Raw genomic sequence first — 13,850 nt, 5'->3', positions numbered from 1 at the left:
TGCTCATTATTGCGCCCTCTCCCCTTGTGGGAGAGGGCATCTCCGCTGGTCGATACAAAGACGCCCGGGTGAGGGGTCTCTCTCGGCATTTTCCGTGCGGATAGATACCCCTCATCCGGCGCTTCGCGCCCACCTTCTCCCACAAGGGGAGAAGGGAAGGCCGCTACCGTCGCCTCACGCGTTCGAATATTTCTTCAGCTCAAACCGCGCGATCTGGTTGCGGTGCACTTCGTCCGGGCCGTCGGCGAGCCGCAGCAGGCGCGCGGTGGCGTAGGCCTGGGTCAGGCCGAAATCGTTCGAAGTGCCGCCGCCGCCATGGGCCTGGATCGCCCAATCGATGATCTGGCAGGCCATGTTGGGCACCGCGACCTTGATCATCGCGATCTCGCTCCTAGCCACCTTGTTGCCGACCGTGTCCATGGCATAGGCGGCGTTGAGCGTCAGCAGCCGGGCCTGCTCGATCATGATGCGGGCCTCTGCGATGCGCTCCTGCGTCACCGTCTGCTCGGAGACCGGCTTGCCGAAGGCGACGCGGCTGCGCACGCGGCGACACATCTTCTCCAGCGTGCGTTCGGCAAGGCCAATCAGCCGCATGCAGTGATGGATGCGGCCGGGCCCGAGGCGGCCCTGCGCGATCTCGAAGCCGCGGCCTTCGCCGAGCAGCATGTTTTCCTTGGGCACGCGCACATTGGTGAAGACGACCTCGGAGGCCCGGTCCGGCACGCCGTAGAAGCCGAACACGGGCAGAGGCCGCTTCACCTCGATGCCCGATGTCTCCATCGGCACCAGGATCATGGATTGCTGCTTGTGGCGGTCCGGATTGTCAGGATCGGTCTTGCCCATGAAGATGCAGATCTTGCAGCGCGGGTCTGTGGCGTTGGTCGTGTACCATTTGCGGCCGTTGATGACGTAATGGTCGCCGTCACGCACGATCGAGCTCTCGATGTTGGTCGCATCGGATGATGCGACCGCAGGCTCCGTCATGGCGAAGCAGGAGCGGATCTCGCCCGCGAGCAGCGGCTTCAGCCAGCGCTCCTTGTCTTTCTCGCTGCCGTATCGCTCCAGCACCTCCATGTTGCCGGTGTCGGGCGCCGAGCAGTTGAACACCTCAGGCGCCAGATGCGAGCGGCCCATCACCTCGCAGAGCGGGGCATATTCGAGATTGGTGAGACCGGCGCCGTGGCTCGATTCCGGCAGGAACAGATTCCAGAGGCCTTCCGCGCGCGCCAGCGGCTTCAACTCCTCGACGACGGGATAGACCTTCCACGGTCCGAGCTCCTCCGCCTCCCGATAAAACCGTTCCTCGTTCGGATAGATGTGCCGGTCCATGAAGCTTTCGAGCCTGCGCTTGAGCTCGACGACTTTCGGCGACATCGGATAGAGCATGTTGGGTCTCCTTGATCGATCGATTGACTAAAGCTTGCGCATGATCTTTCCGGAAAACCGCTTCGCACTTTTCCGGATCATGCTCTAGCCGATTTCGAGATAGTCGGGTCCAGGCAGCGTCGGGAACGGCGCGGTCGGCAGCGTCTGGTACCAAAACGCGACGGAGGCGATGTCGTCCTGCAGCGGAAGATATTTGCCGTCCTTCGCGCCGGGCATCCAGCCCAGCGCCTGGATCGTCACGCGCAGATCGCTGCGGAAGCGGATGGGATCGGGAATGTGCCAGCGATACAGGCCGAAGCGTTGCTGCGATTTGTAGACGCCGTCGGGTCGGATCACCTGCGGCAGTCCGGAATAGGGCGTGCTGAATTCCTGGTAGCGTGATTGTCCCTGACCGCCATGGGCGACATGGGGATCGAAATTGTAGGCACCGCAAAAATAGTCCTCGGTGCCGGTGCCGCAGATGGTCGGGAATTCGCCGTCGCCGTCGATGAAGAACTTGATCTCGCCTTCGCCCCACCAGCCGTTGTTGTGGACGCCCCAGGCCATGTAGGTGCCGACGTAATGGCCGGCGCCCTTGACACCGTCGAGGATGGTGTAGACCTCCTTGTAAGGCAGCGGGTTGGTGCGCCGGAACTGCGCATGAAAATAGGCGCAATCCTCGGGCACGTCGGTGAGCGCATAGTTGATCTGATAGTAGACCGTGAGCTGCTCCTCGCTGCGGTTCTCCAGCGTGAAGCGCGCGCGCTTGCGGAACGGCATTTCCCAATAGCAGTTGAAGGCGCGGCCGGGATTGACGCAAACGGCGAGCGAGGACACCTGCGCGAACTCTTCCCATCCGCAGGCGAAGAAATCGCCGGCCGGGCACTCGACGCTCGGCAGTTCCTGGTCGTCCCAATAAATGCGCAGGATGGAGTGACGCAGCCGCCCGCGCGCCAAGGTCATCCAGATCTGCTGGATGGCGCCCTGTCCCGCGATGTCGGCAAGCGTGAAGGTCGCGCCCGGTTCGATGACGACGTAAGGAGAGACTTTCCAGCCCCGGCCGAGATCACGCGCCTGGCGGGCCGCGGGGCCGTCGACGGACATGCCGCCTTGGCCCTTCTCGCCGGTGAAGTTTTCGGGGCTGATCGAGCGCGTCTGCGCGTTCGACAAGCGCGACAGATTGCCGAGATGCAGACCCAATCCGGAAAACGCCATGGTGTCCTCGATGCGGATAGCGATATCGGGATATATCGCTCCCAAATCCAACAAAAGATGAAGGTGATCGCGTATAGAAAGCTCTGTCTCCACCTTCGTAGCCCGGATGGAGCGAAGCGCAATCCGGGAGTCGGTCCCAGACGGGCGGTCGGCGATGTGGCCCCGGATTACGCTACGCTCCATCCGGGCTACGAGTCCGGTCGAGCGCGGCTCACGCCACGCGATATTCCCTGAACTTCTCGCGCAGCGCCGACTTCAGCACCTTGCCGGTGCCGGTCATCGGGAATTCGTCGAGGAATTCGACGGCATCGGGCATCCACCAGCTCGCGATCTTCGGGCGCATGTGGTCGAGCAGCGTCTTGCCGTCGACGGTCGCGCCTTTCTTGCGGACGACGAGGAGCAGGGGGCGCTCCTGCCATTTCTCGTGGTTGATCGCGACCACGGCAGCCTGCAGCACGTCAGGATGCGACAGAGCGACGTCCTCGAGCTGGATCGAGGAGATCCACTCGCCGCCGGACTTGATCACGTCCTTGGAGCGGTCGGTCAGCGTGACGTGGCCTTGGCTGTCGATCACCGCCATGTCGCCGGTGATCAGCCAGCCGTCGCGATCGAGGCCTTCCTCTAACTTCATGTAGCCGGAGGCGACCCAGGGGCCGCGGGCGCGCAGATGCCCGACGGTCTTGCCGTCGCGGGGCAGCTCGTTGCCGGCATCGTCGACGATGCGCAAGGCGGTGCCGAAGCAGGCGCGGCCCGAGACCTGACGCCGGTCGAATTTCTCCTTCTCGCCGAGGTGCTCCGAGCCCGGCCGCAGGCCTGGCATCGAGCAGCCCAGGGCCTCGGTCATGCCCCAGGCCTGGATGTAGTCGATGCCATACTCGCGCTTCAGCTTCTCGACCATCGCGCGCGGCGGGGCCGAGCCCGACGACAGCGTCGCGCGCAGCGTGGAGAATCTGTTGCCGGTGCGGCCCAGCCAGTCGAGCAGGATCAGCCAGAAGCTCGGTACACCCGCCGAGAGCGTGACCTTCTCGCCCTCGAGCAATTCATAGAGCTTGTCGGGTTCGTAGTTACGGCCGGGCAGCACCAGCTTGGAGCCGGTATAGGGCGCGGTGAAAGGCATGTTCCAGCCATTGCCGTGAAACAGCGGCGCCATCGGCATCATCACCTCGCGGACGCCTTCGACGTGTCCGGGCAGGAAGTCGAAATTGCAGCAGGTCATGGTCTGCAGGATCGCGGCGCGATGCGAATAGATCACGCCCTTGGGATTGCCTGTTGTGCCCGAGGTGTAGCAGATCGTGGATGCGGATTTCTCGTCGAACTCCGGCCAGGCGAAGCCGGCTTCGTTCTCGCGTGCCAGCAGGTCCTCATAACAATGCACGTTGGCGAGCTTGGTCTCTGGCATGCGCTCGTGCGAGGACATCACGACGAAAGCCTCGATCGTCGTCAACTGCGGCGCGATCGCCTCGACGATCGGCAGTGTGGCGCGGTCGATGAACAGCAGGCGGTCTTCGGCGTGGTTGATGATGTAGACGAGCTGCTCGGGAAACAGCCGCGGGTTGATCGTGTGCAGCACATAGCCCATGCCCGGGGCGGCGTAGAACATCTCGAAATGGCGGTGCGTATTCCAGGCGAGCGTGCCGACGCGGTCGCCTTGCCTCATGCCGAGGCGCTTGAGCGCCAGCGCCATGCGCTTGATGCGTGGATGAGCGTCCGCATAGGTGTAGCGATGGATGTCGCCCTCGATCTCGCGCGCGACGATCTCGGCTTCGCCGTGATAGTCCGCGGCATATTGGATCAAGCCGCTGATCAAGAGCGGCATGTCCATCATCAATCCCTGCATGGTGTCCTCCAGAGCCACGTCGTTGCGCAGCGTACGCTTGTGATTTGCGCGGGAGGTTAGCGGAAGGTCGCGCGGCGTTCACGCGAAAAAAAATCGCGCGCGATTGCATGCGCCTCTTTTTCAGGGCTAATTTGCGGTGAGCTGCCGGCGAAGCAGCGCTCTGCGTGGAGGAAACGCATGTCAGCGGAAAGACACAAGACCGGTGCAGCCGGCGAACCTACGGTCGATGTTGCGGCACTCCGTGCGCGCTATCGCGACGAGCGCGATCGCCGTTTGCGTGCCGAGGGCAAAGCTCAGTATGTCGAGGTCACGGGCGATTTCGGCCGCTACCTCGACGACCCCTGGGCCGACCCCGGATTTGCGCGCGCATCAATCCATGAAGAGACCGAGGTGCTGGTCGTCGGCGGCGGCTTTGGCGGGCTGCTCTGCGGGGCGCGCCTCCGCGAGGCCGGCATCGACGATTTCCACATCCTGGAAAAGGCGGCGGACTTCGGCGGCACCTGGTACTGGAATCGTTATCCCGGAGCTGCCTGCGATACCGAGAGCTACATCTACCTGCCACTCCTTGAAGAGACCGGTTACATGCCGGTGCGCAAATACGCCCGGGCGCCGGAGATCTACGAGCACTCCCGCCGCATCGGCCGTCATTTCGGTCTCTACGAGCGCGCACTGTTTCAGACGGTCATCTCGCGGATGGTGTGGCAGGAGCGGGAGGCGCGTTGGCTGGTCGAGACCGATCGGGGCGACCGGATCCTTGCCCGCTTCGTCATCCTCGCCGGAGGTCCGCTCAGCCGGCCGAAGCTGCCGGGCATCCCCGGCATAGAGACCTTCAAGGGCCACAGCTTTCATACCAGCCGTTGGGACTACGGCTACACCGGCGGCAACGCCGATGGCGGCCTGACCGGGCTTGCCGACAAGCGCGTCGGCATCATCGGCACCGGCGCCACTGCCGTGCAATGCGTGCCGCATCTCGGCCGCGCGGCGAAGGAGCTCTACGTCTTCCAGCGCACACCATCGGCGATCGGCGTGCGCGACGATCGGCCGACGGATCAGGGCTGGGCGCAGAGCCTCGAGCCTGGCTGGCAGCGCGAGCGCATGGACAATTTCACCGCCGTGATCTCGGGCGAGCCGTTCGAACGGGACCTGGTGCAGGACGGCTGGACCGGCCTGCTCGGCGAGATCCTGCTGGCCCCGCGCCGCCAGCCACAACCGGTGACCTCGATGGCGGAAGCGCTGAAGGTCATCGAGCAGGCCGACTACCGCAAGATGGAGGAGATCCGCGCCCGCGTCGATGCGGTCGTCAAGGACAAGGCGACGGCGGACGCGCTCAAGCCCTGGTACAAGGCATTCTGCAAGCGGCCGTGCTTCCACGACGAATATCTCGACACTTTCAACCGTCCCAACGTGCATCTCGTCGACACCCAGGGGCAGGGCGTCGAGCGCATCACTGAGAACGCCGTGGTGGCCGGCGGCAAGGCTTACGAACTCGACTGTCTGATCTACGCCAGCGGCTTCGAGGTCGGCACCGACTATGCGCGCCGCATGGGCTTCGAGGTCTATGGCCGCGACGGCGTGAGCCTGTCAGAGCGCTGGCAGGGCGGCGTCAAGACCATGCATGGCTTCTACAGCCGCGGCTTTCCGAACTGCTTCCTGATCGTCACGGTGCAGGCCGGCCAGAGCGCCAACTTCCCGCACATCATCGACGAGCAGTCGCAGCACATCGCCTATGTCATCGACCAGGCGCGCAAGCGCGGCGCTAGAACGCTGGAGCCGACGCTTGCCGCCGAGAACGCCTGGGTCGACGAGGTCGTCAAGGCCGCGATCGGCCGCCAGACCTATCTCGCCGAATGCACGCCCGGCTACTACAACAACGAAGGCGTGTTCGATCCGATCGCGGCGAGAAACAGCCAATATTGGCGCGGGCCGGTGGCATTCCTGCGGCTGCTCGACAAATGGCGCAAGGAAGGCAATCTGGAAGGCCTCGAATTGTCCTATGATCAGGCCATGGAGTCGGCGCGCCCGCCCGGGTAGGATCGCGCCAGATCGAGACAGGACGGAGATTGGGTATGATCAGGGGCAGGGTTGTTGCAGGAGTGGTTGTCGGCGCGATGGCGCTGGCCGGTTGCCTCGTGCCCACCGCCGAGGCCGCCACCTGCGGCAACGGGCCCGGCGGCTTCGAGGCCTGGAAGCGCGAATTCAGCGCGGAGGCCCAAGGCAAGGGCATCGGCCAGACCGCGCTTTCAGCCTTGATGCAGACCAACTATGCCAGCGCCACCATCGCGGCCGATCGCGGCCAGCGCAGCTTCCAGCTGACGCTCGACCAGTTCCTCGCCAAGCGCGGCGCCACCACCATCGTCGCCAAGGGGCGGCAGCTCAAGCAGTCGCAGGCCGCCTTGTTCGCCTCGATCCAGCAGCGCTATGGCGTCCCGCCCGGACCGCTGATCGCGATCTGGGGCATGGAGACCGGCTTCGGCAGCCAGCGCGGCAACCAGAACATGCTGTCGTCGATCGCAACCCTTGCCTATGACTGCCGCCGGCCCGAATTCTTCACCGACCAGCTCTACGCCGCGCTGAAGCTGATCGACCGCGGCACGCTGTCGGGATCGACCCGCGGCTCGATGCACGGCGAGGTCGGCCAGACCCAGTTCATGCCCAAGAACATCCTGGCCTATGGCACCGGCAACCTCGAAGTGGCCGCCAATGCGCTGAACTCGACGGCCAATTTCCTGAAAGCCCATGGCTGGCGCGCGGGAGCCGGATACCAGCCGGGCGAGCCGAATTTCGCCGCCATCGAGGCCTGGAATGCCGCAGGAGTCTATCAGAAGGCGATCGCGCTGATGGGCCGGCAGATCGACGAGGGCGGAGGGGCGGCAGCTTCGCGCTGACCAGTTCAGCGAGGCCCAGTTCAGCAAGGCGTGATGCGCCGGCACGAGAAAGTTGTTGCCAACTGGAACAGACGGCACGACGTTTGCTTTGATCAGATTCAGGGCTGGGCATGAGGAGACCTCAACATGGCAACCCAGATCGTGATGGACCAGACTGGCGATACGCGCCACGAGTTTGATCCTGGCAATGCCGAAGCGCTGGCGCGGGCCGAACGGCGCTTTCGGGAGCTGACGGGCGCCGGCTTCACCGCCGCCCTTCGAAACGGACCTGGCGAAGTCACTCGTATCAGATCGTTCGACCCGACCGCGCAGGAAACGCTGTTCTATCCCCGCCTGGTCGGCGGTTGATCTGAGCTGCTCATGTTCGCGGCGGTTTGGCTCCGCGCGCCGGCGCGTGCCCGTCTGCATGCGCTGCGCGAACTTTATCGGCGGTTCTTCGGCGAGAATACGCCGGATGCCCGCGGCCGCCGGTTGCTTGCCGAATGGCTCTCGCCCGCACAGCGCGCGCAATTCGACGAGCACCGGTATTTCGACGTCGTCGGATGCGATACCGGCAAGACCTATCGCATTCATTACGGCACCGCCGCCAACGTCCACGAGATCGACGGTGACGGCCGGGCGATCATGGGGTGGTGCTTCGTCCCGTCAGGATTCCTGGTGCCGGGCGACGTGATGCTGGCGCAGAAGATCGCGCTCGAGACGGACGAGCGGGGCGCGATCGCGCTCGCCAACCGGTTTCCGCCGGCAACGCATTCCGAGCACTTTTACCGACGGCCGTTCTAGCGCCGGAAATGGCCGACGGTCAGTAGTGCGTCGTGCGGTAGGCATCCAGCGCATGCGCCGCGAAGACGCCGACGCTGCAAAGGGCGAGCAGGGCGGAGATCAGCTCGATCATAGCTCATCCTCCTGCGCTGGTTGGGCGACGAGGTTCTGGCAGCAGGAATATTCGTAAATCAGCTCGAGGAGGAATTGCATGGTGGCCGTCCCTGTATTTGTTTTGACAACCACTTAGACGGGGATCTGTTTCAGGCGTGTTTCGTCGCATCGGGAATGCGGTTTCGCGGGGAACCCGGGGCGGTTTGTGCGCTGCGGGGCCCGCCAAAATGCCGCGGCGGGATCGGACCTGGCGGGTTTGGCAGACGGGGCCGGCCCCTTGCGGGTCTCACGCAGAGGTGGTCATCTCAGCGCGGGGAACGCGCTGGAGGCTGACATGAGACCATTTCTTCTCGCCATTTTGTTGGCCGCGGGTGTCCTCGTCGCCGGGCCCGCGCTTGCGCAACAATCCAAGGTCGGCGACTGGACCATCGAAAAGCGGTCGCAGGATACGCACTGCAATGCGAGCCGCGGCTACAAGGACAAGGATGACGAGAACCGCGACTACGTCATCGTGATCACCTATTCCGAGAAGGCGATCGTGATCGTGATGATCTACGATGGCTGGGAATGGGAGAAGGTCGGCGAGATCCTTCGGGCCGATGTCGGCACCGACGATGCGGACATCATGAAGAAGGCCAAATGGGAGGTCATGGACAAGACCACCGTGCGCGGCATCTTCGAATACGATCAGTCGATGATGGATCGCCTGTCGAAGGCCAAGCGGCTCACGCTCGATTTCGAGGATGATGACGACGACAGCATCGAGATGCAGATGCCGCGTGCCGGCGAAGCGCTGGCGGCTTTGAAGTTCTGCGAGGAGAACCGGAAATAGATTTCCGACACCGGCTGCCGGCGGCTTGACGGCAATGAAGCCGGTGGCAACGAGCAGGCGCGTGACTCATCGCACACAGTCCGCGCGCTGTTCGCATTTATCCTAGTCTTTGGCGAAACCGTCCAAGCCGCACCCTGCGGTTGACGTTACGCAAGGACGATGTTCGATATTCCAGCATCTGGCTGCAACGTTTTTTCCTCGTCGAAGGCGGCAATTGACCGGCCCGTCTTCTCCGCCGGTTCCCGGATCGCGGATTCTTTGCCGCGCGCGGGCCACGTGCAGATTGCGTCGCCCGTCCGATGACGATCCACCAGGCAAATCGGTTCTCCTCTCTCGTCGGCGAGATCTACGACGCTGCGGTCGATCCGGCACTGCGTGGCGCCGCACTGGAACAGATCACGCATTTCGTCGGCGGCTCCGCCGCAATGATCCTGTCCAGGGATTCAGCGCGGCTTTCGATCGAGATTCACCAGCATTTTGGAACCGACGCTCACTTCCGTCAGCTTTATCGCGACCGGTACGTGGAGGCCGATCCTCTGCTCGATCGTCACCTCACTCTCGCATCCGAGTTGGCGATCGGCGTGACCGACATCATGCCCCATGCGGATTTTCTGGAGACGAGTTTCTATCGCGAGTGGCTGGAACCGCAAGGGGCGACAGACCTTGCGACGATTGCGCTCGAGAAGACGGCTGCCCGCACCACGATCCTGCAGGTGTTACGCCACCGCTCCCGCGGAACCGTGGACGAAGCGATGCGGGAGCGCATGCGACTGCTTGCTCCGCATATCCAGCGGTCGCAGATCATGGGCCGCCAGATCAGGGCCCGCTCCCATACGGTGGACGACCTGGCCGACGTCCTCGATGGATTGAACACGGCGATCTGCCTGCTCGACGCGGACGGCCGGGTCGTCCATGCCAACGCCGCCTGCCGCCAGTTGTTCGCCGATGCCAATCTGCTTGCGATGGTCGGCGACCGGATCGTCGCCCGAAACACCCAGACCGACAAGATATTCCGCGGCCTTTGCGAAATAGAAGGAGGCGCTCGTCGTCGGATCGAGCTTGCGACGTCGGCTGATGGGCAGCATTATCTGCTTCATGCTTTTCCGCTGAAGCGGGATCGTAGTCCGTCGCGGGACATCGCGGCCACGATGCTCTTCGTCCAAAGAGCCTCCATGCTGCCGTTGCTCGCAGCCGATGCGATCGCAGCGGCGTTCAGGCTGACGCCGTCCGAATTGCGCGTGCTGATGGCCATCATCGAGATCGGCGGCGTTCCCGACATTGCTGCGAAACTCGGCATTGCCGAGACGACGGTGAAGACGCATCTCGGCCGCTTGTTCGAGAAAACGGGTGCTGGCAGGCAGGCCGATCTGGTGAAGATCGCCGCCGGCTTTGCCGTGCCGTTCGCTCTGCGAACGAGTGCCGACGACCGGGCGACGTAGTACGTTTTCAACTGCATCGACGTTACGCGTCGCGCTCTCAATGCATTGTGATGAGCCGGACTCGTGGGTCCTCCGAACGCAGGACGCGAGTCATTTCAGACTTTCGTATATCGCGCTTCTGAAAAGAAGAGCAGCGTACGGGCACGGAGATGCCGTGACGGCATCGAGCGCGCGTATGAGGAAACGACAGCGCATGGCCGGCCTGCTCGTCGGTTGGAGAGATTGCAGTGAGCAGCATGGTTGATTTTTCCGTTCTCAATGTTTCAACGAACGACATTCCCGAAGGCGAGCGCATCCCGATGCTTCGCGATTTCTATTGTCGCGGGGTGTTGAAGGCAGAGGTCGAGGCGAAGGAAGGAAAGCCGACCGCGGCGAGCTTCACCTCCCACGTGCTGCCGGAAGCCCAGTTGTTGATCGGGGGATTGTGCGGAGCTCGGGTCATTCGCACCAAGCACCTGGTTGCCGACGGTGACGACAGTCTCGCGCTGATCGTGAACCGGTCCGGCGTTCTAGGGATATCCGAGCGAGGGCACGATCTGAGGCTCCACGCAGGAGAGGCGGTCCTGACCAGCGCGGAGGACGTCACGACGTTCGAGCGGTTGTCACTGGGCAGCTGCTTCTCGCTGCGTGTGCCGAGGCGCGTGCTGGCGCCGATGATCGTGGACGTCGACGATGCCGTGATGCGCGTCATGCCGGAGGGTTCCGCCGGAGTCAGGTTGCTGGTCGACTATGCGGCGACGTTGGTGCGGGAGAAGGCATTCGCCACGCCCGAGCTGCGGCAGCTCGGGGTCGGGCATTTGCATGATCTGCTGGCGCTCGTCCTCGGTGCGACCGGCGAGACACGAGAGCTGGCCGGACGGCGCGGCGTCAAGGCGGCCCGGCTCCAGAAGGCGAAGGTCTCCATTGCCAACAATTGCTGGCGGCAGGACCTCTCTGTGGCGACGGTCGCCCAGGAACTCGGCGTGACGCCGCGCTATCTCCAGCGCCTGTTCGAAGCGGACGGCAAGACCTTCTCCTCCTTCTTGACCGAACAACGCGTCAAGCGCGCCCATCGCATGCTGCGAGAGCCCGGATTTGCCGAGCGAACGGTGAGCTCGATCGCCTACGACGTCGGCTTTGGCGATCTCTCTTATTTCAACCGCTGCTTCCGGCGGACCTATAACGCGACGCCGAGCGACGTCAGGAGCGGCGAGGTGGCGTGACCGCGTCCGCCTGACCTTCAAGTCAGATGTCGATTTAAGGGACGGCGCGAGCGCGCGCTGTCTGCAGTTGGAGTGTTGCATGCGTCGCTTTTTCTTCGACCTGTTGGTCGGCAATCTCGTGAAGATCGATCCGGGCGGCATGATCTTCGAGCAACCCAACGCAACGTTCGTCGTCGCCGACGAGATGGCGAGGCATCTGTTCGTCTGGCGCGATGATTTGCGCGATCGCGATGCCTGGATCCGCGTCAGGGACGCCGGCGGAAACGAGATCTATCGCGCCCCGGTCTGGTCGGAGAATGCCGAGAAGGTCGGCTGGGATCAGGCGTAGTTCTTTCGGATGTGTCGTACATCTGCATCAGTTCTTGGCCAAACCGCATCGGTTCGTTTTGAGCCGAGCTCCGTCGTATTCGTCCAAGTCGAACCTCGCTGACATTACTACCTTGGGATACGCGAATCCAGTTCGCGGCGACCGGCCTCATCCGAGCGGAGGGGGGCGGTGGCGAACGCCTGCACGCCCCTGGCGGTGAAGGCATCGACCGGGGAATAGCCATGCAACGTAAGCGTCTAACGACCGTCAATGATCGGCTTTTGCGAATTTCTGCATCCGCGCTGCTGCTGGCGCCCTGGTTGGTGATCAAGCGGGCGGAAGCCGCTTGTTCGCCGGCTTCCCCCGTCAACAACGCGACGGTGAGCTGCACAGGGACGACGACGGATTCAAACGGCACCAGCGGCTACGGCACGCTTGTCGACGTCGGCAACACCTACGTGGTCGGACCCGGCGCGACGCTGACCGGAACGGACGTCGGTCTGGTATTCGACACCGGTACAGTCAACAATTCCGGCACCGTCACGGGTGGCGACTTTGGGGTCGAGGCGAATCGCACTGGCATCGTCAACAACATCGGGACGTCCTCGATCATCTCTGCCACCAGAGACAATGCCAGTGCCGTCTTGGGATCTGAGCTGCATGTCCGGAATGAGGGCTCCATTACGGCATCAGGGATCAATGGAACTGCGGTCGATGCGAGAATCTCTGAGCGGAACGAGGTCTTCAACTCAGGCGCCATCGAGGGAGCCGCAATTGCCGTCAGCAGCGTCGGAACGATCGCTGTGACGAATTCCGGAAGGATAGAAGCCGCTTCAGGCGGAACGGCGATTTTGGCCCGCACCAACCTGAACCTCCTGAGCAACACGGGCACAATTACCGGTGGTCGCTTTGCGATCACGGCCGACATAATCAATCTGGTGAACGACCGAACGGGGCGGATCAATCAAATTGATCCGAACGGCAGCGTGATATCCGTCAGGGCGCTCACTGGTTCGAATGCCGGGCAGATCGTCGGACTTGCCAGCAACAGCCGTGCGATCGATGCCGACATCGTCAACCTGAACAATACCGGACTGATCCAGGCGGATCTGGGAGGCGTCAAGGGCCGGACCGTGACGGTTACAAACGAGGGAAAGATCGCGTCCTTCGCCGCAAACGGCTTTGCAATTGAGGGTCGCCAGACAACGATCGTCAACACCGGATCAATCGTGGGCCCAATCGGCATCCGGGCGCTGGATACCGCGACCATCACCAACTCCGGCACGATTACCGGCACCGAAGGCAAGGCGATCAAGTTGTCGAGCGCGGCCGACACGCTGACGCTGCTGCCGGGCTCGAAGATCAACGGCGCGGTCGATTTCGGCTTCGGCAACGACGTGGTCAATCTCAATCTCGCCCCGAGCAGCCGGATATCATCGCTTATGACCATCGACCTTCCGACTTTCGTTAATTTCGACGGCACGATCAATACGATCACATCCGGCGGCAACTTCAACGGACCGTTAGTCGTCTCCGGCTCCAGCGTCGCAACCCTCGATCCGACCGCGCTGGCGCAGACCGACCGCACCCTGATGGACTTCACCGCCGGCGCCTCCTCGCTGGTGCAGGGTCGCCTGAACGGTGGCGCCGGGCAGGCCGGCAGCAACATGATGGCGATGGCCTACGCGGCGGAAACGGCGCAGGCCGGTCCCTTCACCAAGGCACCGCACAGCCTCTGGACCGATCCCGCGCCGATCACGGTCTGGGCCAACAGCTTTGGCGGCCAGCGCGTCCAGGACGAGACCACGTCGACATTGCGGGCGACCTCGACCGCATGGGGCGGTGCGATCGGCATCGATCGCAAGGTGCGGCCGGACTGGCTGGTCGGCGCC

12 protein-coding genes are annotated in these 13,850 nt (G+C 63.3%); 9 read left to right on the top strand and 3 right to left on the bottom strand.

What is annotated here, in order from left to right; translation table 11 throughout:
* Nucleotides 1-174: 174 nt before the first annotated feature.
* The 3 genes from SE92_RS09385 to SE92_RS09375 all read right to left on the bottom strand — a co-directional run bounded on the left by SE92_RS09385 (nt 175) and on the right by SE92_RS09375 (nt 4,417).
* The gene (locus SE92_RS09385; protein WP_063195442.1) at nt 175-1,386 is read right to left on the bottom strand and encodes an acyl-CoA dehydrogenase family protein; all 1,212 of its coding nucleotides are present in this window, start codon (nt 1,384-1,386) and stop codon (nt 175-177) included.
* Nucleotides 1,387-1,470: 84 nt separating this feature from the next.
* Nucleotides 1,471-2,580, bottom strand: coding sequence for a glycoside hydrolase family 172 protein (locus tag SE92_RS09380; RefSeq protein WP_063203421.1), 1,110 nt, complete (start codon nt 2,578-2,580; stop codon nt 1,471-1,473).
* A 211-nt stretch (nt 2,581-2,791) separates the two neighbouring features.
* A complete protein-coding gene (locus SE92_RS09375) occupies nt 2,792-4,417 on the bottom strand; it encodes a long-chain fatty acid--CoA ligase (protein ID WP_063203420.1) in 1,626 nt (541 codons plus the stop codon).
* A gap of 177 nt (nt 4,418-4,594) precedes the next feature.
* On the opposite strand from SE92_RS09375, the gene SE92_RS09370 reads away from it, so the two are divergent.
* The 9 genes from SE92_RS09370 to SE92_RS36565 form a co-directional block, all read left to right on the top strand.
* Nucleotides 4,595-6,448 carry a flavin-containing monooxygenase gene (locus SE92_RS09370; RefSeq protein ID WP_063195441.1) on the top strand — a complete coding sequence of 618 codons (1,854 nt, stop codon included), beginning with the start codon at nt 4,595-4,597 and terminating at the stop codon, nt 6,446-6,448.
* Nucleotides 6,449-6,483: 35 nt separating this feature from the next.
* Nucleotides 6,484-7,302 (top strand): lytic murein transglycosylase, encoded by an 819-nt coding sequence (locus SE92_RS09365; RefSeq protein WP_063195440.1) that lies wholly within the window; start codon nt 6,484-6,486, stop codon nt 7,300-7,302.
* A gap of 126 nt (nt 7,303-7,428) precedes the next feature.
* Complete coding sequence (locus tag SE92_RS09360) at nt 7,429-7,650, top strand: hypothetical protein (RefSeq protein WP_018319783.1); 222 nt, start codon at nt 7,429-7,431, stop codon at nt 7,648-7,650.
* Between the two features lie 12 nt (nt 7,651-7,662).
* Nucleotides 7,663-8,085: a hypothetical protein gene (locus SE92_RS09355; protein WP_063195439.1), complete on the top strand. Its 423-nt coding sequence runs from the start codon at nt 7,663-7,665 to the stop codon at nt 8,083-8,085.
* Between the two features lie 427 nt (nt 8,086-8,512).
* On the top strand, nt 8,513-9,010 hold the full coding sequence (locus SE92_RS09350; protein ID WP_063195438.1) for a hypothetical protein: 498 nt from the start codon (nt 8,513-8,515) through the stop codon (nt 9,008-9,010).
* Nucleotides 9,011-9,309: 299 nt separating this feature from the next.
* Nucleotides 9,310-10,449: a helix-turn-helix transcriptional regulator gene (locus tag SE92_RS09345; RefSeq protein WP_063195437.1), complete on the top strand. Its 1,140-nt coding sequence runs from the start codon at nt 9,310-9,312 to the stop codon at nt 10,447-10,449.
* Between the two features lie 236 nt (nt 10,450-10,685).
* Nucleotides 10,686-11,651, top strand: coding sequence for a helix-turn-helix transcriptional regulator (locus tag SE92_RS09340; protein ID WP_198172916.1), 966 nt, complete (start codon nt 10,686-10,688; stop codon nt 11,649-11,651).
* Nucleotides 11,652-11,730: 79 nt separating this feature from the next.
* Complete coding sequence (locus SE92_RS09335) at nt 11,731-11,979, top strand: DUF6894 family protein (protein WP_063195435.1); 249 nt, start codon at nt 11,731-11,733, stop codon at nt 11,977-11,979.
* Between the two features lie 221 nt (nt 11,980-12,200).
* The coding region (locus tag SE92_RS36565) for an autotransporter outer membrane beta-barrel domain-containing protein (RefSeq protein WP_502686755.1) at nt 12,201-13,850 on the top strand (1,650 nt) is incomplete at its 3' end.

This window comes from Bradyrhizobium sp. AT1, assembly GCF_001590795.1.
GTDB lineage: Bacteria > Pseudomonadota > Alphaproteobacteria > Rhizobiales > Xanthobacteraceae > Bradyrhizobium.
This window is presented reverse-complemented; position numbering and strand designations above follow the sequence as displayed.

What these genes read in the sequence shown, in the direction of transcription:
- SE92_RS09365 (WP_063195440.1), top strand. Translation starts at nt 6,484, where the DNA reads ATGATCAGGGGCAGGGTTGTTGCAGGAGTGGTTGTCGGCGCGATGGCG.
- SE92_RS09375 (WP_063203420.1), bottom strand. Translation starts at nt 4,417, where the DNA reads ATGCAGGGATTGATGATGGACATGCCGCTCTTGATCAGCGGCTTGATC.
- SE92_RS09380 (WP_063203421.1), bottom strand. Translation starts at nt 2,580, where the DNA reads ATGGCGTTTTCCGGATTGGGTCTGCATCTCGGCAATCTGTCGCGCTTG.
- SE92_RS09335 (WP_063195435.1), top strand. Translation starts at nt 11,731, where the DNA reads ATGCGTCGCTTTTTCTTCGACCTGTTGGTCGGCAATCTCGTGAAGATC.
- SE92_RS09360 (WP_018319783.1), top strand. Translation starts at nt 7,429, where the DNA reads ATGGCAACCCAGATCGTGATGGACCAGACTGGCGATACGCGCCACGAG.
- SE92_RS09370 (WP_063195441.1), top strand. Translation starts at nt 4,595, where the DNA reads ATGTCAGCGGAAAGACACAAGACCGGTGCAGCCGGCGAACCTACGGTC.
- SE92_RS09340 (WP_198172916.1), top strand. Translation starts at nt 10,686, where the DNA reads ATGGTTGATTTTTCCGTTCTCAATGTTTCAACGAACGACATTCCCGAA.
- SE92_RS09385 (WP_063195442.1), bottom strand. Translation starts at nt 1,386, where the DNA reads ATGCTCTATCCGATGTCGCCGAAAGTCGTCGAGCTCAAGCGCAGGCTC.
- SE92_RS09345 (WP_063195437.1), top strand. Translation starts at nt 9,310, where the DNA reads ATGACGATCCACCAGGCAAATCGGTTCTCCTCTCTCGTCGGCGAGATC.
- SE92_RS09350 (WP_063195438.1), top strand. Translation starts at nt 8,513, where the DNA reads ATGAGACCATTTCTTCTCGCCATTTTGTTGGCCGCGGGTGTCCTCGTC.
- SE92_RS09355 (WP_063195439.1), top strand. Translation starts at nt 7,663, where the DNA reads ATGTTCGCGGCGGTTTGGCTCCGCGCGCCGGCGCGTGCCCGTCTGCAT.